Origin of the sequence: Novosphingobium panipatense (assembly GCF_900182875.1) — a bacterium.
In the GTDB taxonomy this organism is placed as follows: domain Bacteria; phylum Pseudomonadota; class Alphaproteobacteria; order Sphingomonadales; family Sphingomonadaceae; genus Novosphingobium; species Novosphingobium panipatense.
In genome coordinates this window covers 58,055-78,363 of sequence record NZ_FXUI01000003.1, presented here as the reverse complement: position 1 = coordinate 78,363, position 20,309 = coordinate 58,055, and the positions used below count along the sequence as shown (strand labels likewise).

The following is a 20,309-nucleotide window of genomic DNA, read 5'->3' as shown; positions in this document are numbered from 1 at the left end:
GTCCCCAGATCGAAGCCATATGCCTAGCGCCTACCAGGCTACATACGGGATTGCTCTCGAACAAAGGAGGAGGTCTTCGTTGATTGGGTTATGGAGCTACCTCTCGCAATAGCACTTCTGCTTGCGCCAGCACCGTTTGCACTGCCTCATCGGCGAGGTCAGGCGGATATCCGAACCGCTTAAGGATGCGCTTCACCAGAACCCGCATCCGGGCACGGGCACTTTCGCGATGGTGCCAGTCGACAGTCACATTTTGACGCAGCTGTTCGAGTAGTTCGTGGGCGATCAGCCGCAGCTGTTCGCTGCCCATGGCTTCGACCGCGCTCTCGTTTTCGGCCAGCGCATCATAGAATGCTAACTCTTCTGGCGTGAGGCCTTGGTCTTCGCCGCGTTGCTGAGCTACCTTCAGATCCTTCGCCAGAGCGATCAGCTCGTTGATCATCTCAACCGCTGACAGAGCGCCGGCATGATAGCGGGCCACTGCGTCTTCCAGCCGCCTGGAGAAAGCCCGGCTCTCGACGACATTGGTCCGGGTACGGCTAGAGATTTCGCCAGCCAGCAGTTTCTTCAGGGCTTCGAGGGCAAGATTCTTTTTCTCCATGCCCTGAATTTCGAGAAGGAACTCCTCGGACAGGATGGAGATGTCCGGGGAATCGATCCCCGCCACCTTGAGGATGTCGACAATTTCGGCTGATGCAACTGCGCGGTCGATCAGCTGCCGGACCGCCAGCGTCTTGTCAGCTTGGCTGAGCTTGCCGGTTGCGGTGCTCTTGGCAATTGCAGCCCGGACTGCTTGGAAGAACCCGATCTCGTCGCGGATCTCGCGGGCCTCGTCACTGGCGGAGGCCAATGCATAGGCCTTGGTCAGCTCAAGCACGAGATCAAGATAGCGCCGGTGGGCCTTCTTCTTATCCTCCGGCGATTGGGCCTTGCTGGCTTGAGTCTCCGCCCATTTGAGAACCCAGTCGATGGCGCTGGCAAGGCAGGCCAGCCTTTCCATGGGCGCACCGTGGATGCCGGGCTTATAGTCGAAGCCGTGGAAGATCCCGCTGACGATCTCGTAGCGTTCCAGCAGGACGGCGATCGCCTCCGCCTCATCGATGCCGGTCTTTTCCTGGTCGGAAGCGGTGTAGTCGCCCAAGGCCTTCTTCAGGTTCTGGGCGATGCCGATATAGTCAACGATCAGGCCGCCGGGCTTGTCGCGGAACACCCGGTTAACGCGCGCGATTGCCTGCATCAGGCCGTGGCCCCGCATCGGCTTGTCAATGTACATGGTATTCATGCAGGGCGCATCGAAGCCGGTCAGCCACATGTCCCGGACAAGCACCAACCGCATCGGGTCCTTCGGGTCACGAGCCCGCTTGGCCAACGCGTCGCGGCGACGTTTATTCCCGATGTGCTGTTGCCAGTCCAACGGATCGGATGCCGCTCCGGTCATCACGATCTTGATTACGCCGGCGCCGTCATCGTCAGAATGCCATTCCGGACGAAGAGCGATGATCTCGTTATAGAGATCAACACAGATCCTGCGGCTCATACAGACAGCCATGGCCTTGTACTCGGTGCCGTCGGTGCGCGCCTCGAGGTGCGTCACCATGTCGGCGGCGATCTGTTTAAGACGCTTTTTCGAGCCGACGAGAGATTCTACCGTTGACCATTTGGCTTTCGCCTTCTCTGCCTCGGTCAGGGTGTCGTCCTCAACCAAAGCCTCGATCTCGGCGTCGATCAGCGGCTTCTCGTCTTCATCCAGCTCAATGCGGGCGAGACGACTTTCGTAGTAGATCGGCACCGTCGCACCATCTTCCACGGCGCGGCTGATGTCGTAGATGTCGATGTACTGACCGAAGATTGCTGGCGTGTTGACGTCAGCCGCTTCGATCGGGGTGCCGGTAAAGCCGATGAACGATGCGTTCGGCATGGCCTGGCGGATATAATGGGCATAGCCATAGCGCCGCACGCCGGTTTTCGCGTCCAGCCTGGCATCGAAGCCATACTGGCTGCGATGGGCTTCATCCGCCATGACGATCACATTCCGGCGATCCGTCAGCATCGGGAAGCTCTCCTCGCCGCGCTCGGGCGAGAACTTCTGCACAGTCGTGAAGACGACGCCGCCGGAACTGCGCGCGAGCAGGCGTTGCAGGTCTTCGCGGCTCTCGGCCTGCTCGGGATTCTGTCTGAGCAGATCCTTGCAAAGGCTAAAGGTTGAAGCGAGCTGGTCGTCCAGATCGTTACGGTCTGTCAGCACAACAATCGTAGGATTCTCAAGCTGCGGTGACTTGACCGCCAGACCGGCAAAGAACGCCATCAGGAAGCTCTTGCCCGAGCCTTGCGTGTGCCAGATGACACCGATCTTGCGGTCGCCGTCCGGCCCGCTCGCATCGACGGCCTCGCGGATGGCTTTGCGGGCGCCATGGAACTGGTGATAGCCAGCAACGATCTTGAATGGTCCTGCGCCTGCATCGCCAAACACGATGAAATCCCGGATCAGGGCCAGGATGTTCTCACGGGTAAAAACACCACGCAGCAGAGTTTCCAGTTCGGGCTGGCCGCGATGGGCAAAATCCTCGCCCGTCACAGTGCGCCAGGGCATGAAGCGTTCCTGATCAGCTGTTATTGAGCCAATCCGGGCCTCGATGCCGTCAGACGTCACCAGCACGGCGTTGGTGCGGAACAGGGTGGGGATCTGGGCAAGATAGGTCTGCAGCTGATGAAAGGCGTCAACAATGCTGGCGTTCTCTGCCGCCGCGTTTTTCAGTTCGAGCACCGCCAGCGGCAAGCCATTGACGAACAGGATCACATCCGGCCGACGATTCTGGCCTCCCTCCACGACGGTGAACTGGTTGACCGCAAGCCAGTCGTTGGCCTCGACCTTATCGAGATCGAGCAGCCAGACCTTGTCGCCGACAATGCGCCCGTCCGAATTGCGATATTCCACCGGGACGCCATCGGTCAGCAAACGATGGATGCGGCGGTTTTCCTCAACCAGCGAACCTGTCTCGCTCGTGAGAAGCCGGCGGATGGCTTCCAATCGCGCCGCTTCGGGCAGCGTCGGGTTGAGATCAGCCACAGCCTTTTCCAGGCGTGGCAGCAGAAGGACATCGGAAAATGCCTGCCGTTCAGCGGCAATGCCATCGGGCGCGATGACTGCGCCGTGTAAATAATTCCACCCCAGATCCTGTAGGATCTGGATGCTGGCCCGTTCGACCACATCCTCTGAGAAGCTGGTCATGCAGGGACGACCTCTTCAACCACAGGGACATCCCATACACGGCATGCAAGCCTGGTCAGGAAGAGCTGGCGCGCTTCGACATCCGCGGCAGTCCATTTGGGCCAGCAATCGAGCGCCTGCACGGTTTTGGTAATCTGGTCAGCCACGCCGACAAGCTGCGCAGTCGTGTCGGCCTGGCATCGGGTCAAAAGGAATTTCGACTGAGCGTAGCTTTTGACTTTCTCGGAATACTGGGTGTTCGAAATGGACCGATTGATCGATTTTTCGATCAGCAGCAGGTTGCCGAGACTCTGAATTATCGCCTCATCCTGGGCATGCTCACCAAATTCAGCAATCGCGGCCGCATCCGCCCCTGCGGCCATGATGTGCTCGATATCGTTGCCCCCTGCCGTATAGTCGGCCAACCGGTCGCGTGACTCGCTTGGACCGTAGGCTTGGAGGTCCACCGCCTGGGTGATCTTTGCGAGCAAATAACGAAGACGGAATTGGCGCAGCCAGGTCGACTTCATTTCCTTCATCGTTCTGGCGAATTGCGGCGCGAGGTCTGCTCGCTCCTTGACGAAGGTCTCGGCGATAAAAGCGTCGAACTCATCTGGCTTGATGTGGCGAAGCTTGTGAGCGGCATCAACGATCTTGCGCTCGTATTCCTTGGCAGAAACCCATGTCACCAACCATACGAACATGGTCTTTTCGACCTCTGCAGCCAGTCGAGTGAATTGGGGCGCAGGAAGATGTCGCCCCGCCAGCAGTAGCATGAAATGTTGTTTGATCGATTGGCCGCCGAGCAAGCGCGTGTTCTCGATCCCAGGCTCTGGCTGACCGAGAACGTTTTTTCCGCGTGAGAAATTGGCATAAGCCCTTGCGGCTTCGCGCAGTCGCTTGGCGAAGGCCAAGGGCTCAGTCGTGTGGCCCGTCAGCTTCGGATTCTTCTGGAACCAGTCGTAAATTGCGTCTTCGCGTAATTTGCTGTCGAGATCGAACGTGGCCAAGAGATAGTAACGCAGGAAACGCAGCGGCTTTTCATTGACCGCGTAGATCTCGTCGGTCAGCGCTTTCCATACACTCTTGAGTTCGGTGAACTCCTGCCCCTTGGCATGCATGAACAGCAGGTTTTTGAGCAGATCCATCGCGTCGAGCCCGACTCCGCGATCGTTGATCGTCTCAAAGATTTTAAGGGCTTTGGCTATGGTCGGTGTTTCGATCCTGATCACCTTCACCTTGTTGGTGAGGTAGCCGTAGAAGCGCAGCAGCTGCGCCTTATCTTCGCCGAACGTAGTCGACAGGAATTCACGCACGGTGTCATAGGCACCGCCCAAATTGCGGATCGAGCGTGAACCATCACGCGGTGTCTCCGCTGCCTTTCCCTCCGCATACCCTTGCAGCACGCCGCCTGCATCTTCGTACTGGACGTCGAGCCGTAATCTATATGTGGTCAATCCTTGCCAATCGATCGTGCTGGCTGCGATCTGGTTGCCCAACTCTTCAGGTACGGCGGCGCCGATATCCGTCAGCGCATCGCGGATCGCACACAAGGTAAGATAAGCGGTGGTTGTGCGTTGTTGCCCGTCGATCAGCTCGAAAACCTGATCTTCGCCCTTGCAAACCACGATCGTGCCGATGAAATATTCAGGGGCGAAGTGCTTGGTCGCCGCCTCAAACTCAATATGGATGTCTGACAGGAACTGATCGACTTGATCCCCGCCTTCTCCCTTGGCGTCGGCTTCGCCCCAGACGTACTCACGCTGATAATCAGGCACGCGATAGAAGTCCTGAAACAGGCGCTTCAACGTCATGTCCTGGGAAACGATACTCTGCTCGGTCATGCGGCAATCTCCAGCGCGGCATCGCCCACGCGCACTTCGCCGGACATCAGGCGAGGCAGCAGGTAGTCGCGGGTTTCGGCGAGGGTACGATTTTCAGCTGCGGCGCTGACGATACGGGCGAACATCGGCTCGGCGATCTCGCCAAAGGCCCGGATCAAGCTGCATTCGCCTGGAACGGCAGAGGTGATCGGTCGGAAGTTCTTCTTGCTGATTTCCTGAAAGGTCGAGCCGTTTGCGTTGGCGAGGACCGCTTCCATATTGGCCTTGCACCAGAGGTAGAGATACGCGCTGCCGAAGTCCTTGGTGGGCTTTAGGGCAATGAAACCCTGATTGATCGCTACTGGCGCCTGGGCGATTGCGAGATAACCGATCGGCGCGCGAGACGAGAGCAGGACCGTCCCGACAGGCAACAGACCAGACGTGATCTTAGCTAGACCTGCAGCACTGATCCGTCGCCCCGTTTCAAACAGGGCGAGATCGGACATGCTGGACAGGTCTTTTGGCGTCGCCCACCGATGCTCAGCGGGTTGCCAGAGACTTTCATCCGCCGTGCTGGGCGTTGAGCCTCCGGCGATGTCCACCAACTCGCCAATGGGTCTCTCACTCCACCCCACCGGCAAGTCATCGTCATCAAGCGCAGCCGGGAAAAGCGCCGCCAACTCCGCCGCGCGGTTGGGTCCGAGGGTCAGGCCACCCATGATCGCGACCGGATCTGTCACACCCGCCATCTTGCGGCGGACAGGACCGAAATCGATGAACCAGTCGCGGAAGATGGCCTGCGATATCGCTTCCAGCGTTTCGTTCATCCGTCGGTTAAGTCCGATCTTGTCGTCCAGCGCTGTCAGCGTGCTGGCTACGTCTCGTTGGTAGTCCATGTCGCCCGGAAGATCGAGAATATGGCTGGCTGCAAACTGGGTATATTGGAACCGTGCGACGCCGGTATGCTGGATATGATAAGGGAAGATCGCACCAGATTTGTATTCCGCTTGCAGCTTCCAAAAAAGATAGGCTGAATCGACAGCATCTGACTTTGTACGCAAAAATCGAGCAAAGCTTGCGGGAATAAGCGGATCAGTTGCCGCTTCAATTATTGCTTCACTTATGAGAACCGTTCGACCGGTTGGTTGATCTTTTGTGCCGCCCGCAGTTTCGATGAGCAAATCCCCCGCCTTTAGCGCCTTACGTTCGGCTATGTCTTTGCGGATGTAGCGGATCGGGAGTGTAGACAAGTCACCGAACCTAACGCGCTCAAAGTCGGTGCCTCTAACAACCTGCATTCGAACATAACCAGCACAAGGTGCGCTTTCTCCCCATTCGCCGTCCCTTGTAAACTCCAACAGGTTGGAAAGCGTGAGCTCAGGCATTCGAACCCACTCCAGCGAACTTGGCTTTAATCAGTTTCTCCAGCGCTAGGCCCGCGTCGAATTGCTCCGCCAGCTTTGCCCGAAGCGCACCGAACCGCTCCTCGAACGAAACCCCGTCATCCTCCACGTCGGCAGCACCGACATAGCGCCCAGGCGTCAGAACGTGGCCATTGCCGCGCACCTCATCCAATGTCGCTGAACGGCAGAAGCCCGGCTCATCGGCATAAGGCTCCAAACCGGCAGCCACTACCGCATCTGGCTTGCCCCGCCAGCAATGGTATGTATCCGCGATCAGCGCGATGTCCTCGCCGGAGAATTCCCGCCGGGTGCGGTCCACCAGATGGCCCAGCTTGCGCGCATCGATGAACAGAATTTCACCGCGCCTGTCACGCAAGCCATTGGCGCTTTTGTCCCGCGCCAGGAACCACAGGCAGGCCGGGATCTGGGTGGAGTAGAATAGCTGCCCCGGCAGGGCGACCATGCAATCGACATGGTCTGCCTCGATCAAGGCCTTGCGGATCTCGCCTTCGCCCGATTGCTGTGATGACATCGAGCCATTGGCCAGCACCACGCCCGCCGTGCCGCGCGGGGCCAAGTGGTGGATGATATGCTGCAACCACGCGAAATTAGCATTACCCTGCGGCGGCGTTCCGTGGGTCCAGCGTGCGTCGCTTTCCAACTGCGGCTGCCACCAGTCGGAAATGTTGAACGGCGGGTTGGCCATGATGAAGTCGAACTTCGTCTGGGCGAACTCGTCGCGCAGGAAGCTGCCTTCATTGTTCCAGCGAATGTCGGCGTCGATCCCGCGCACCGCCAGGTTCATGCGACACAGGCGCCAAGTGGTGTGGTTGCGCTCCTGCCCATAGATGGCGATGTCAGACCGGCGGCCTTGATGGCTCTCTATGAACCGTTCGGACTGCACGAACATGCCGCCTGATCCACAGCACGGGTCATAAACACGACCCTGAGTCGGCTCGAGCATCTCGACAATGGTCTGCACGACCGAACGGGGCGTGTAGAACTCGCCGCCTCGCCGGCCTTCCGCGCCTGCGAACTGCGAGATGAAATACTCATAGGCCCGGCCCAGCCGGTCGCGTGCCTGCCCATGATCGCCGCGCATATCGACGTTTGAGAACAGGTCGATCAGCTCGCCCAGCATGGTCTTGTCGAGCTGGGGGCGCGAATAGTTCTTGGGCAGAACATCTTTCAGGACCTTGATGTTGGCCTGCTCGATCGCCTCCATCGCGTTGTCTATCAGGCCGCCAATGTCGCCCTTCTTTTCGCGACCGGTGGTTACATCAACGAAAGTGATTTCCGGCCGCTTGGCATTGGCCTGGAGGTGCGCCCAGCGTGCTTCGGGCGGGACCCAGAATACGTTGGCAGCGAGATACTCTTCCGGGTCTTCCGGATCGGCATAATCTTCAGCCTCCAGCCGGGCATGCTGTGCCTCGAAGGCTTCGGAGATGTATTTGAGGAAGATCAGCCCCAGCGCGACATGCTTGTATTCCGAAGGCTCGAGATTGCCGCGCAGCTTGTCTGCAGCCTTGAACAGGTCCGCCTCGAAACCAAGGTCGCCGCCGGTGTTGCCGTTTGCCTTGGCAGCTTTTGCCTTTGTCGGCTTGGGCGCGGATGCTTGGCGTTCCTGAACTTCAACAGTCCCACCGGATGCCAGCAGGACGGAGCCACCACGGCCACGGCCGGTCAGGATTGCGCCAGACTCAACCAGCGCATTCTTTACGGCAGCATAGGCTTCCTCCTCCCACTGAAGGGTTTCGCGCAGACGCACATTGCCGGCAGATCCGCCAAGATGCGTCAACGCATCCAGAAACCGCTCTTTGCCTACTTGATCAACCATTCTGCCCCGCTTCAATCGCCTTCAGGCGTTCGTATTCTTCAACTGCCAACACCACGACGACCGCCCGTCCATGCTTCTCGACTGTAACCGGCTCCGCGCGTGCTATGTCGATTAGTCGCCCAAAGTTATACTTCGCATCCTTGGCAGCTAGTATTTGCATTGTTCAACGACCCCGAGCCCGAGGGTTCACTTTTGGCCAAAATAGCCAGAAATGAAAGTGCTTTGAGATCGCTGGCTGATGACGCTTTCCTCGCAGCGGTTGCGAGAGGATCGCGAAATCATCGTTTGGCCACAGCAAAGTAGCTTTCTCCAGTCCCCGACACTGCCGTGTTTGAGCGATAGAGGTCACTTGCCTGAGCAGCCGGTGCCGCGCGGAAGTCATGTCTCGGCGCGTCACCTACGATGCGCCAGTACCCAAACCCTTGATCCAGCAAGACGAGAGCCTTGCGCCCATCTGCGTACTCCAACTCGAGCTTCCGTCCGTGAATCGCGTTGCCAGTCACCTCCAAGGCGACATCGAGACCAAGTTTCTCACCTAGGAACTGCGCCACGTCTTCGCGATCGCCTTCCTGATCCCAGTCGTTGAAAATCCGATATGGCACCCGGTCTTTCTTCAACGGCTGTACGACAACGTCGACTTCAACCGTGTCACCGGCCTTCAGCTCTGCGGCAAGATTCTCGCATGTCCGCAAGAACAGAAGCATGGGTAGCGGGGCATTGAGGTAGCGGTCAGAGTAGGAAATTCTGACCAGCTGGCCAGGATGCCAGATACCTGCGGCTTCCATCTGCTGCTTCAGTTTCGCACCGAAGCGCTTGCCAAACTGTCCTACCGGGCATTGGCCAAAGCCAAGCATGACCTCCACCTTGTCCCCGGGAGCGACTTGGCGCTCCAAGCCATCGGCAGCGATCAAAGTGAAAGACGTCGGCGGAGTAATGCTGCCGGCAACGACCGCATGGGTTTCGCCAACGCCCCATCGTTCACCAGGCTGCGCTGCATTCGCATCGCGTGAAAAGAAGGCCTTGGCTCCGCCAGAGGAGATCAGTTCTGCTATACGACAATTTCCGAAGGGACCGCTTTCAGCCTGCCCAAGACCAAGTCGGAAGTCGTTACGTACTGCCACGTCGCGCAAGAACCGGCGTTCCACCTCTGCCAGGTTGTCGAACGATTTGTGGGACAGAACGAGCGTCATCGGCACGCCTCGGGCTGAGGCAGACGAGAAAAACGACCGCATCTTGATCGAGGATAGTTCGGCGAGGTCAAAAGCCTCCGGCAGAAATACCGTTACGCTATCTCCGCTGCGCGCGCGCAGCAGAATTGTGTTGGCCGCATCGTTGACAGCTTTAGCGTCCGCAACGGCGCGGTCTTCCTCAGGCAACTCGGCATTCTTTTCGAGGAAGGCACGAACAGCGATCAAGGCCGCGCGCCGGTCGAGACGGCCTTGCTGTTTGTAGAGATCTGCGGCCAGCACACAGGCCGAGCACCCCATTTCACATTCCTTGGGGCAATCGAGAACATGAGAAGCCCGCTCAAAAACATGATAGATATCGTCGAGCAGCCGCGGTGTGTATCCGGCACCGCCAGATGCCTCGTCAAACAGATAGATCGAAGGTGCCTTGCGGCCCAACTGGCCATCCCTGGCAGCTACAGCGATCCCCAGTTCGCGCGGCTCAATCCCGAGCCAGCGAGCGAGACTTTCGCGCACTGCGGCCCCGAGCGCCCAGGCAGCACCGTCGTTTTCAAGCCCTGGCACCTGGATCTCGACCACGTCGGTCAGAACCTCGTGTCCCAGAGCCAAGGGGCGCGTAATCGCGTATCCCTGATCGTTGCCCGGACAGCGATCGATCGCCTTCTTGTCGCGCGGCGTAAGCGGCCAGTGATCCTTGAGAGCATCTGTACCCGCTTCTCCGGCTCGTCCGCACTCGAGGCAAATCTCGTAGCCCTTGTCGTTTGGTCCGCGCGAATGGTGGTAGATGTAACCATCGTGCGAAGCACGGATACGCCCACTTTCCGGCTGCAGAAGGGGCTGCCACAAGGCGTCTCCGACGCTGACCTTTGGTGACTTGGGCTCGATGTAGACCGCCTGGTCGGTGTCGGCATGGGGCTGCGCGTTCCAGTCAACCCTGAAACCGGCGGGCTCGAGGAATTGCTCCGTCTTGACGTTCGGATCGCCGCAATGGTCGCAACGCTCGGGCATCTGGTGATCAGAGCCGGCCCCGCCGCATTGATCGCACCACCAAGCCCAGCGCAAGTTTTGCGGCTCTCGCTGGCCGCTATCCATCGGGCTCAACCAATTGAGCGTTACGCCGGCCGACTTCCAGACGAGGCCATCAACCACAACCTCGGCACCAGGAGCATATTCACGGATTGCAATGTCGGCATTGCGAGTTGGGCATTCATAGCGGCGATCTCGCGTACCCTCCTCGTCCGAGCGATGGCGATCCTGCGCCTTTTGGGTTTCAGCGCACAAGGTATCGAAGGGAACAACGGCTGTAGGAAACCCGCTTCCTGGGATCAGTGACCGATTGGCCAGCTCCTTGAGCAGAAACTCCTTGCACAGGCGCCGCGCCTGGAACTCGATTGCTTTCTTTGCAGGACCTTCCAGCGCATCTGCATCGTCCTTCAGGCGCTGCCAGGTCCGTCGGAAGCTTGCGGCCTCCTGTTCGAACATCACAGCCGTGTGCTCACGGATCGCGGTGTCGAATTCGAGACCAGTACCCTTCAGCAGGCGTTTGAGCCCAGCGTCTGTGTTTGCAGCAGTAGTGGGCAGTCGAACCCATTCGCAGAAGGCGTCCACGGGCGGCAGCCCTTCGAAAGGTCGAAGGTCGGCGCGGCAGCCGAAGAAGTCGCCCGTCTTGGTCCGGGCGAACTCGCCATCCACCTCTCGGAACCATTGGGCGAGCAGATAGGCATTCGCGTGGCGCAGAGCGATCCGGTCCGAATCCAGAGACACGCGCGGCGATGCGAGCTTGCGGGCGAGGTAGCTAGCAGGATCGGCGAACGTCTCCAGATCGAGCGGGGTGTTGCGTGCAAGCGTCAGGCTCGTCGAAAACCCTTGGCCCCGTCGTCCCGCTCGACCGGCGCGCTGGTTATAGTTGGCAATCGAGGGCGGAACGTTGGTCATCAGGACCGCCTCAATCGAGCCAATATCGACGCCCATTTCCATCGTCGTCGAGCAGGCAAGGAGGTTGATGTCGCCTTGCTTGAACTGCTCCTCGAAATCCCGCAGCCGGTGTGGAGGCTGCTGCGCGCTATGTTCTTCGGCACGCAGATAGGGGGTCGCAAGCGCTGCCTGATCATGGAGGTAAGTCCATAGATGCAGGCCGCGTAGGGACCACACCAGCTCGTTGTCAGTCAGCCAGTCAGCCAGTCTTTGCTTGGCTTCGGAATTGAGTGGCCGGGTATGCGGCAGCTTCGGGAATTCGACTTCCGCGACCACCTTGCCGTCGAACCTTCCGGTTCCCGTGGTGACAAGGTTTGGTGAACGACCGAACGCGAGCCGGGGCAGCACCCGCCGTGTAAGCGGGCATTGCCAGGCCTTGGTCACGGCTTCGATCTCTGCGGCCTTCTCCAGGCGCAAACTGAATGTGCCGCCGACACCGGAGAGAAGCGGCGCCATGTGTTCCCACGCTGTGCGAAGGAGTTGATTGATTTCGTGGCGATCGCGCGGCTCCGAGATATCCAAACCCAGGGCGGTAGCAAGAAGGAGGACGGAGTCTGGCTGGCGGCCCTTCGTGTTGACCGAGGGCCAAATGAGATCTCGCTTCGCTCCGGGCGGCTGGTCGGGACCAATAACGTTCCTCGGTCGGGCCCTACCGGGCATCCAACGAGCATCCGCGTCATCGACGTCCAGCGCGAACTGACCTCGCAAATAGTCAACCATGAAGTACAGGAAGTCGCGCCAGTCCTCGATTGAGTAACCTTTTTCTGCAACGGCCTCGGGCAGCTTTTCTTTGCCGATCCGCTCGATGTCGGGGAAACGCAAGCGTGCAAGACCCAGCGTTTCCATGGCGTTGGCGTTACGTGGTCTGCGGGCGAGTTCACGCAGCATCATGAAGCGCGCAAGAGCTTCGCGATTATCATGATAGCGCTCGCTGCGATCAAGGTCCCAGACCTTGGCCATCATGCCGATCGTCGGCTCCGACGCGAGAGCCGATACCAGTTCCTTCCAAGCAATGCCGGCTGCGCCGACCCCGTTAAGCTCGGCGTCGATCTTGGCGATGTCGTCCTTGAACGAAGGCATTTCATCGACGAGGCTCGCGAGCTTTGCACGCTTCTGGATTAGTTCCTGCCGCTTTTCCTCCGGGAGATCGCTGCCTTGCGCCGCCTTCTGCACTGCATGGTAGATGAACCCGCGAACAAATCCGCGCTCACCGTTGGTCTCGATATTGGCGGCAAACCGGGCTGTGCCCTGTCGGCTATCGGAGAAGCTGATGAGCTGGCGACCATCGAAAGGCAAAGCATGCTCTGCCTGGTGCGGTGAAACACCCTCCAGGAGGATTGGCGCTGCATTCTGGGTCAGGAACGGCGTGCCGAAACGGAAAGACAGCATCGCAGGCCTTCCGTGGCGCTTGTTGCTGAGGCACGCAGGGCAGCGACCCTCGTTCAATTGAGTCAGCTGGAATTGGCCCGCGCCATCGTTCAATTCGCCGCTGATGACGTCAAATCCAACAGGCGTCGACTGGGACTGCATATTAATAGCGATCAGACGCGGATGCCCGATGCCATCAGGTTGCCTGTCGTCCTCCTCGTCATCCTCATGGTCGCGATCGCGGTAGCTGTTTTCGCGAAACTCGTCGGTGTCTTGATCGCTTCGCCGCGGCAGGACCCTGTCACCCAGATCGTCCGCAGGCAGGAACGGCTCGCCACAATCCGGGCAGCTCTGGATCTCAAACACAAGCGACTGGCAGTGCGGGCAACTGTCTTTCTGATCAAACAGGACGGGTCCAAACGGCCAGCCCTCCGGCCGTGTGCCTCCAGTGCAGTCCGAGTTAATGCAGGTCCACAGGCCAGGAATCGCGCGCGTGAAACTGTGCGCGCGCATCGGCAGGACTGGTCTCGCCTCGTTGGCGTTGTGCGCAGACAGGTCGAGCAGGATCTTTTCGGCAGACGTCGTCACAGACGACAGCGACGAGATGGTCTGCGGCTTTTCTTCGAGCATCTCGGCTACCACGCGGGCCGCCGGATCGTCTGATGCGGTCAGCACCTTCGAAAGGTCCACCGGTTGCGGCTTGCCGATCACAACATGGGTGCGATCGAGAGGAACGCCGGCGATATCGGAGAGAAACCTCTGGAGCGAAGCAACCGCCTCCGCGTCATCCGCCGACCCTATCGTGGCTGAGGTTGCCACAAAGCGGACCTGATCGGGCGTCACATCGAACGCATTCATGACGCGTCGGAGCAACAGGGACAGCTCCGCAGCGGCTGAACCGATGTAGCTGTGCGCCTCGTCGATCACGATCCAACGCAGCTTGCCCCGAGATGCATCGAGTATCTGACGGTCCTCACGACGGATCGTCATGTACTCCAGCATCGTCTGGTTCGTGACGAGGATGGGTGGCGGATTTGCGCGAAGGGTTTCACGGTAGAGAACCTGATGCGGGATTTCGTGCTCGGCCTTGTCGCGGCTTGATTTCCGCGCCGTTCCCATCAGCCCATTGTAGAGTCCGAAGCGTACATCGCCGGTCAGCGGTTTCGTCCAGGCCGTGAGGCGCTTCTCCTGGCTCGCGATCAGCGCATTGAGCGGATACAGCATAAGGGCCCTCACGCCTGTCAGCTGACCCTCTGCTTCAGACGCGCGTACCAGGTCATCGAGCAGCGGAACGAGGAAACACTCGGTTTTGCCTGAGCCCGTTCCACTGGAGACCAACACGGATTGAGGTTCGGCAGTGCTCAGCAGCTCCCAAGTGCTCAGCTGGTGGGCGTAAGCCGGATAGTCGAACCGCAACTCTTTATCCGGCGTTTGCGTGATCGCTTCAATCGTGCGGGGATGGAGCAGCGAGGCTAGTTCATCAGGGCTTTTGCCGGACGAAACATAGCCCGGCGCGGCCTGAAAGAGCTGTTCCGACAGCAGAGCACCCTTTGAGGGATCGGTGCTGGCAAGATTGTGGCGAAGGAAAGCGTTCAGACCCTCATGCCTTATGCCTGCCCGGGACACGACCGCTTCTGCGAGGCCGGCCCGCAAGCGCCGATGGACATCCATCGGCGACAGACGAGCAGGCTGGGGCATATTGTTAGCGGTCATTCTTAAGCTCCGTGAGGGCGTAGCCATAGGCCTTGGCAAAGTATGCAGGATGACGTCGCTCGACGTCTTTCACCGTGAGAATCTGTCCCTTGTCGAGTGTGACCCGCCCCATAGCCGCCAAGGCCGCCACAAACGGTGCATCAAAGACCCGCATGAGGGATTCGAGGAAATTTTCCTTTGGGAGCAGATCGTGGAAGGCGGGACGGAAAGGGTTGAAGCCGCTAGCGTCCGTGCTGATGCCCTCGCTGGTATGGTCGGTGAAGTGACTGCGCACGTCCTCCCAGGTCGCCGGCGAAAAATCGCGACAAATCAGCGGGGCCAGCTGCGGTGCGCGCGCTGCGATTTCATTCTGGCGCTCAGTGAGCCTCGTTAACGCCCATTGGGGATCGTCCAGCCGGGTAACGAGATAGTATCCTTGGGCCTGGAAAGCAGCATCCCATGCGCCGTAAGGCAAAAGGGTCCAGCTCGAACAAAGCCCGTCGAACAATTCGAGAACGGTCGACAAGTGCTGCTCTTCACAGCGGTACAGCAACAGGGGAGCAAGTGCACCGGCGTGTACCAGTTTGCTGAAGATCTCGAATGTCTGTGGTGGGAGACCGTTGAGCGACAAGGCCAGCTTCATGACGACCTGGATCGTCTGACTGGCCTCGGCCGTCGTTGGGGCATGAGCTATTTCGGCGACGAGGGACTGCAGGTCCTCTTGCGCCTGGACGAATGGCTGGGCCATGGCCCGGCCAAGTCGATGCTGCGGAACTTCGTGAACCGGGTCGCCTGAGACAAATTTGGGCCGAGTAAGGACGCGGGAGCCCTCGCGGAGATAGACAAGCCAATCACCATTGAGGCGCGGCAAGTGAATCAGCTGGCCTCCAAGGCCACTCTGCATACCGTCGTAACTGCCAAATTCTAGCTCTTTCTCGGGAGCCCCAAGGGAGCGGCCGCACACCCGAACATCTTCACCGACTATCGCGGTTCTCGGACGGAGCCCTCCGTTTGGCTCCCACTCGAGGGTGTTTCCAAACTCCGTGACATACCAGTGGTCATTGCTCCCGTTGTGAAAATCGAGCCTGACCTGAGCGTCGATGCCAAGGGGGCGCATCAGGGCTGCAATATCCGTTCGCAGTGCCGACAGGCCAAGTTCCCCATCGATTCGCCAGTCGGCGTCCAGCGCAGCACCCGCATGATGAGCGACTTCACCCATCAGGATCGAAGTCGAGGGGACGCGTGCCACTGTGTCACGCAGATCGGCAAGGCCAAGAACTGCGTCGCGAGGCAGGAGGTCTCCGCCCCATGTTGTGAGCCATTCCTTCGATTGGAGCGGAACCTTCAGGTCGAATGCAGAAGCCTGAGCGAGAGCCAGGCGTAAGGTCAGCAAGGCTCGGCGCGGTGGATCAATCCTGATCCTCCAGCTGTGCTGCGAACTGGGCGTTTCCTCGCCGAGCACAGCGTCCCAGTCCCAACCGCTCAGTTCAATATCGGCATAGGTCCCGTTGCTCCGCTGTGTCAGCTCAAAAGCAGCGGGCAATACGAACGCAGTCAGTCGATCGCGCACATGGCCTGTTGATCCATCGAGCCAAGCGAATTCACACAACCCTGGCCCGGCAGCGGCCAAGTCTTCAGACCAGCTACGTTGACCCGCAAACCTCCAACGAACCTCTCCCCGGGATGCGACCCGGTGAGACAGACCATCTGACACCTGAGCATGGAGCGGGTGCTTGAAGAGCTGTTCGCCGTCAGGCGACTGCACTCCGGAAACTGAATTGGCCACGATCGAGAGCCGATCCTTACGATCCGCACTCTGCCCGGTTCGGACAAGGAAGCTGTCACCATTGCTCTTCTGAGCGATGATTGTGCCCGCGCACCGATAAAGGCGGCGCCCTGGAGCGAAGGCAAAATCTTCGAGCTCGATCTCGGCGTTGCCGTCCTTTCCTCGGACCGACCAGTCCTGTGAAACATCGATCAGAACAGGCTCCGCTTTGTAGGCGCCGGAGCCTTGGCCGATGAGAGCAAAGGCTGTGTGCTGGGCATTTGTGCTGCGCCGTTCAAATACGCGCAGCCCACTGCTCACCCGCTTCCCTCCGGGCAGCATGAAGCTGCGCGCCAGCCGATCTCCGCGTGCGTGAAATTCGGCCGTAACCGGAAGGTCGAATGGAAACTCGATTGCAGCTTCGCTCCGCATCGGTCTTGCGATCCAGCGGTTGGCGTCTTCGTGCTCAAGATATGCAAGTCTGCCGGAGATGCGGTCTGCCAAGCCATCGGAGGGCTGGAGGAATACGCGAACGTGATTGCCGGGCGAAAGCAGCTGATCCTTATCATCCCATCGTCCGTCGAGATGGAAATCGAGGCATTCACGCCATTCTTCGCCATGTTGGGAAATCAGCCGGCCAACGCGAATGCTGCCGCTGCTGGAGAGTTTTTTTGCTTCCAGCAGCGTATCGATCAGACCCGCCGCCGCCCCGTCCAAGGTCATTGGCAATTCATCGCGCCAGTCCTCGTAGGCCTGGTCAAGGCGCGCCGAGTACGGACGACCGTCGGCGGGTACTTCCTTGTCAGCGAATGCCCGCAACTCCACAATTTTGAGCGCCAGCTCGCCGCAGATCGCGTACATTTCCTGGCTGCGCCAGATTGTCGGCAGCAGGTATTCGTTGCGCTCACAGGTGGCCACTGCTGTGCCGATGTCCTGCGCGTCTGAGCCTAGAAGCTCGCCAACAGCCCGTTCGAGAAACTTTCTTGGCCAGCTTGCTCCGCTCGCCATCGCGGCGGCCGGGAATCCGCCCTGACGCGCCAGGTTGGATAGCCGTTGATTGCCGTGGGCCGTAATAAACGGCTCGATACCCCAGGCGCGAAACCCCTGGTCGGCCAGATCACGCCATTCACCTTGCGAAAGCCGCAGCCCGAGTACCGTCTCAATGTCAGACCAGCGTTGGACGCCGCCCTGATAGCGCCTTTCCCGGCAAGGGCAGCATGATCCTCCAGCGTGTCCATCCGCCTTTGCTGGAAACGCCGATGGACGTGTTCGACAAGTCGGTGTTCACGCCCAACGACCAGTTCTTCGTCCGCTGGCACTGGGCCGACATCCCGACCTCGATCGATGTCGAGACTTTCCGCCTCAACGTCTTCGGCCACGTCAACCGGCCGCTGTCGATCAGCCTCGCTCAGCTGCTGCGCCTTCCACGGGTCGAAATGGCGGCGGTCAATCAGTGCTCGGGCAACAGTCGCGGGCTATTCCAGCCGCGGGTCGCCGGTGCCCAATGGGGCAACGGCGCGATGGGCAACGCCAAATGGCTCGGTGTGCGGCTACGCGACGTGCTCGACCTCGCGGGGGTCAAGGCAGGCGCGGTACAGGTGCGCTTCGGCGCGCTCGATCAGCCGGTCGTGGCGGGCGCCCCTGACTTCGAGAAGGCACTCGACATCGACCATGCCCGCGACGGCGAGGTGATGATCGCCTTCGGCATGAACGGCGAGCAACTGCCGCTCCTCAACGGCTTTCCCTGCCGGCTGATCGTGCCGGGCTGGTATTCGACCTACTGGGTCAAGATGCTGAACGCGATCGAGTTACTGCCCGGCCCTGACGACCAGTATTGGATGGCCAAGGCCTACAAGATCCCCGCGACACCCGGCGCGAATGTCGCGCCCGGTGCCAAGGACTTCCCGACTGTCCCCATCAACCGGATGATCCCGCGCAGCTGGATGACGAGCCTGCCCGATGGTCAGGCCATCGCCTATGAAGCGTCGATCCCGGTCGGCGGGATCGCGATGGGCGGCGATTGCGGCGTCGCCAAGGTCGATGTGTCGTCGGACGGTGGCCGCACCTGGTACAGGACGACGCTCGGCGCGGACGAGGGCAGGTACAGCTTCCGGCGCTGGGATGGTCGCGTGCCGCTGCGACGCGGGCCCAACCCCATCATGGTGCGCTGCTGGAATACCAACGGCGTCGCCCAGCCGATGAAGCCGATCTGGAACCCGGGCGGGTTCATGCGCGGCAACATTGAGACCACCACCATCATCGCGGCTTGAGGAGCGAGTAGCATGAAGACCCTCTCCCCCGGCGTGCTGGCCGCTGGCCTGATCGGCCTGACCGGCATCATCCTCGTCTCGATCGGCGCGCCGAGCAGCCGCAAGGCGCCCGTTCCGATATCCGAGACGTCCGAGCCGGCGCCGCCCGCCAGCGTGTCGGCGCGCGGCTTTTCGCTTGCCTCAACTAGCGTTGACCTGCCGGTCGACGACGCGACCTATCCCGACGGCCCGCACGCCGACGTTATCAACGCCAACTGCACCTCGTGCCACTCGGCCAGCATGGCGCTGACCCAGCCTGCGCTATCGGCGGACCAGTGGAAGGCGACCGTCACCAAGATGCGTGAGGTGTACAAGGCGCCGGTGGCCGAGAAGGACGTTGATGCGATCGTTGCTTATCTCACCGCTATGCCGAGCCAGAAGGTGGCACCCGCGACCGGCAAGGCGCAGGACCCGGACCCCAAAGTGGCTCCTGATGTCTCAGGTGGAACCGGCTAACCGATCTACTTGCATAATCCCGAAATACCATCGTGAAACGGGAACATGGGCAGAAAGCAAAACGCTTTGGAACTGCACGTCGAGCAAGTCGGCATTGGCAAGCGTGGTCACCTAGGTCGTGGCGCGGCCCACAGTTCGGGACGCGCATTTAGCCATCCAGTCATCCACTCCGCCAGATACCGGTGATCGCTCCGACTGCCGTGGTAGTCGCACGCTGTATTCTCCGGCGTGAAGTCCGGCAGCGACGGGAACTCGATGCGCAGAATGCCGGCGTTGGCGGCTGCGGCGCGAATAGCATCCTGAGCATTGGAACCGAGCTGCCGCACAGACGCATCGTTGCTCTTGGCGAGGTCGGGCCACGGCAGCACCAGCGTTGCTCCGGGCGACCTTTCATGGATCGTGGCGATGAACTGCTGGTAGGCGCGCACATAATTGCCGGCGAGCGCGATCTGATCCGGCCAGCGCTCGCCCGGGCGAATTGCCGTCGCGAAATCGTTGAACAGCAGCGCGACCACGACTTGTGGGTGCCATGATGGGTTCTGCCACACCGCAGTCCCGCCTGGCAGCGTGCGCGGGTAGAGCGCTGACATCACGTCCTCTGGCTCGGTGCCGCCGTAGTTGCGCACGAGACCACGGCCAGACATGGCGTTGATCTGATAGTCCGCATCGATCGAGCGTGCGACCAGTGAGGGCCAAGCCGCCCCGCTGTCCGTTCGCAGCCGCACCTCCTCCTTGGTGCACTTTCGCGTGTCGGATCGGATGCCGTAGCCGGTCATGCCTGAGTCGCCGATGAACTCGATCTGTCGCGATCGTGGCGGGGGTGGCGGCAACGCCGTTTCACCCCGCGGAACGAAGAAGCCGTTGAAGGTGCGCGCGAAGTCGACGCTCTCCGTCACCTTGTCGAGACGCACCCGGTGCCGCCCCGGCCCCAGTCCTGTCACCACCACCTCGGCCCGCCCTGGTTGCGCTAAGGGCATAGCCGCGGCACCATCGATCGTGAACCGGTACTCGTTCTTGTCGTCATCGAATTTCAGCAGCAGCCGATCGCCAACGAAGGCCGCCTCCCAATATACAGCCGGCCATTGGTGAACATAGGCGCGTGCGCCTTTTGGAGCGGGCGGCGCGAGCGGCGACACAGCAACGCGACCGCCGATGTGAACCGGCAGCGGGTGGTCGCCCTTTTTCAGGCTGTGGTTGGTCTCGTCCCTGGTCACTGTCATTGCGGTCCGGGCAGGAGCCGCCAACATCGCCCAAGTCGCCAGAGCCAGCGCCAACATTGATCATTTC

At 60.2% G+C, this 20,309-nt stretch carries 10 protein-coding genes; 2 read left to right on the top strand and 8 right to left on the bottom strand.

The window, feature by feature from the left end:
* Positions 1 to 88 precede the first annotated feature (88 nt).
* The 7 genes from QOL62_RS05625 to QOL62_RS05595 all read right to left on the bottom strand — a co-directional run bounded on the left by QOL62_RS05625 (position 89) and on the right by QOL62_RS05595 (position 17,403).
* Complete coding sequence (locus QOL62_RS05625; protein ID WP_283405525.1) at positions 89 to 3,229, bottom strand: type I restriction endonuclease subunit R; 3,141 nt, start codon at positions 3,227 to 3,229, stop codon at positions 89 to 91.
* Positions 3,226 to 5,052: a DUF262 domain-containing protein gene (locus tag QOL62_RS05620; RefSeq protein WP_283405524.1), complete on the bottom strand. Its 1,827-nt coding sequence runs from the start codon at positions 5,050 to 5,052 to the stop codon at positions 3,226 to 3,228. The genes QOL62_RS05625 and QOL62_RS05620 overlap by 4 nt, the downstream gene beginning before the upstream one ends.
* Positions 5,049 to 6,416, bottom strand: a complete 1,368-nt coding sequence (locus QOL62_RS05615) for a restriction endonuclease subunit S (RefSeq protein WP_283405523.1) — start codon at positions 6,414 to 6,416, stop codon at positions 5,049 to 5,051. The genes QOL62_RS05620 and QOL62_RS05615 overlap by 4 nt, the downstream gene beginning before the upstream one ends.
* A complete protein-coding gene (locus QOL62_RS05610) occupies positions 6,409 to 8,271 on the bottom strand; it encodes a class I SAM-dependent DNA methyltransferase (RefSeq protein WP_283405522.1) in 1,863 nt (620 codons plus the stop codon). Before QOL62_RS05610 ends, QOL62_RS05615 begins: the two co-directional genes overlap by 8 nt.
* Positions 8,264 to 8,431, bottom strand: coding sequence for a type II toxin-antitoxin system prevent-host-death family antitoxin (locus tag QOL62_RS05605; protein WP_019053883.1), 168 nt, complete (start codon positions 8,429 to 8,431; stop codon positions 8,264 to 8,266). The genes QOL62_RS05610 and QOL62_RS05605 overlap by 8 nt, the downstream gene beginning before the upstream one ends.
* A gap of 118 nt (positions 8,432 to 8,549) precedes the next feature.
* A complete protein-coding gene (locus tag QOL62_RS05600; RefSeq protein WP_283405521.1) occupies positions 8,550 to 14,513 on the bottom strand; it encodes a DEAD/DEAH box helicase in 5,964 nt (1,987 codons plus the stop codon).
* The gene (locus QOL62_RS05595; protein ID WP_283405803.1) at positions 14,503 to 17,403 is read right to left on the bottom strand and encodes an STY4851/ECs_5259 family protein; all 2,901 of its coding nucleotides are present in this window, start codon (positions 17,401 to 17,403) and stop codon (positions 14,503 to 14,505) included. The genes QOL62_RS05600 and QOL62_RS05595 overlap by 11 nt, the downstream gene beginning before the upstream one ends.
* Between QOL62_RS05595 and QOL62_RS05590 the strand changes: the two genes are divergently transcribed.
* Both QOL62_RS05590 and QOL62_RS05585 read left to right on the top strand, forming a co-directional pair.
* Positions 17,382 to 18,527: a molybdopterin-dependent oxidoreductase gene (locus tag QOL62_RS05590; protein ID WP_283405802.1), complete on the top strand. Its 1,146-nt coding sequence runs from the start codon at positions 17,382 to 17,384 to the stop codon at positions 18,525 to 18,527. The genes QOL62_RS05595 and QOL62_RS05590 overlap by 22 nt on opposite strands.
* Before the next feature lie 12 nt (positions 18,528 to 18,539).
* On the top strand, positions 18,540 to 19,022 hold the full coding sequence (locus QOL62_RS05585; protein ID WP_058734567.1) for a c-type cytochrome: 483 nt from the start codon (positions 18,540 to 18,542) through the stop codon (positions 19,020 to 19,022).
* Positions 19,023 to 19,129: 107 nt separating this feature from the next.
* Here the strand turns inward: QOL62_RS05585 and QOL62_RS05580 are convergent, their stop codons facing one another.
* Positions 19,130 to 20,299 carry a GDSL-type esterase/lipase family protein gene (locus tag QOL62_RS05580; protein ID WP_283405520.1) on the bottom strand — a complete coding sequence of 390 codons (1,170 nt, stop codon included), beginning with the start codon at positions 20,297 to 20,299 and terminating at the stop codon, positions 19,130 to 19,132.
* Positions 20,300 to 20,309 lie beyond the last annotated feature (10 nt).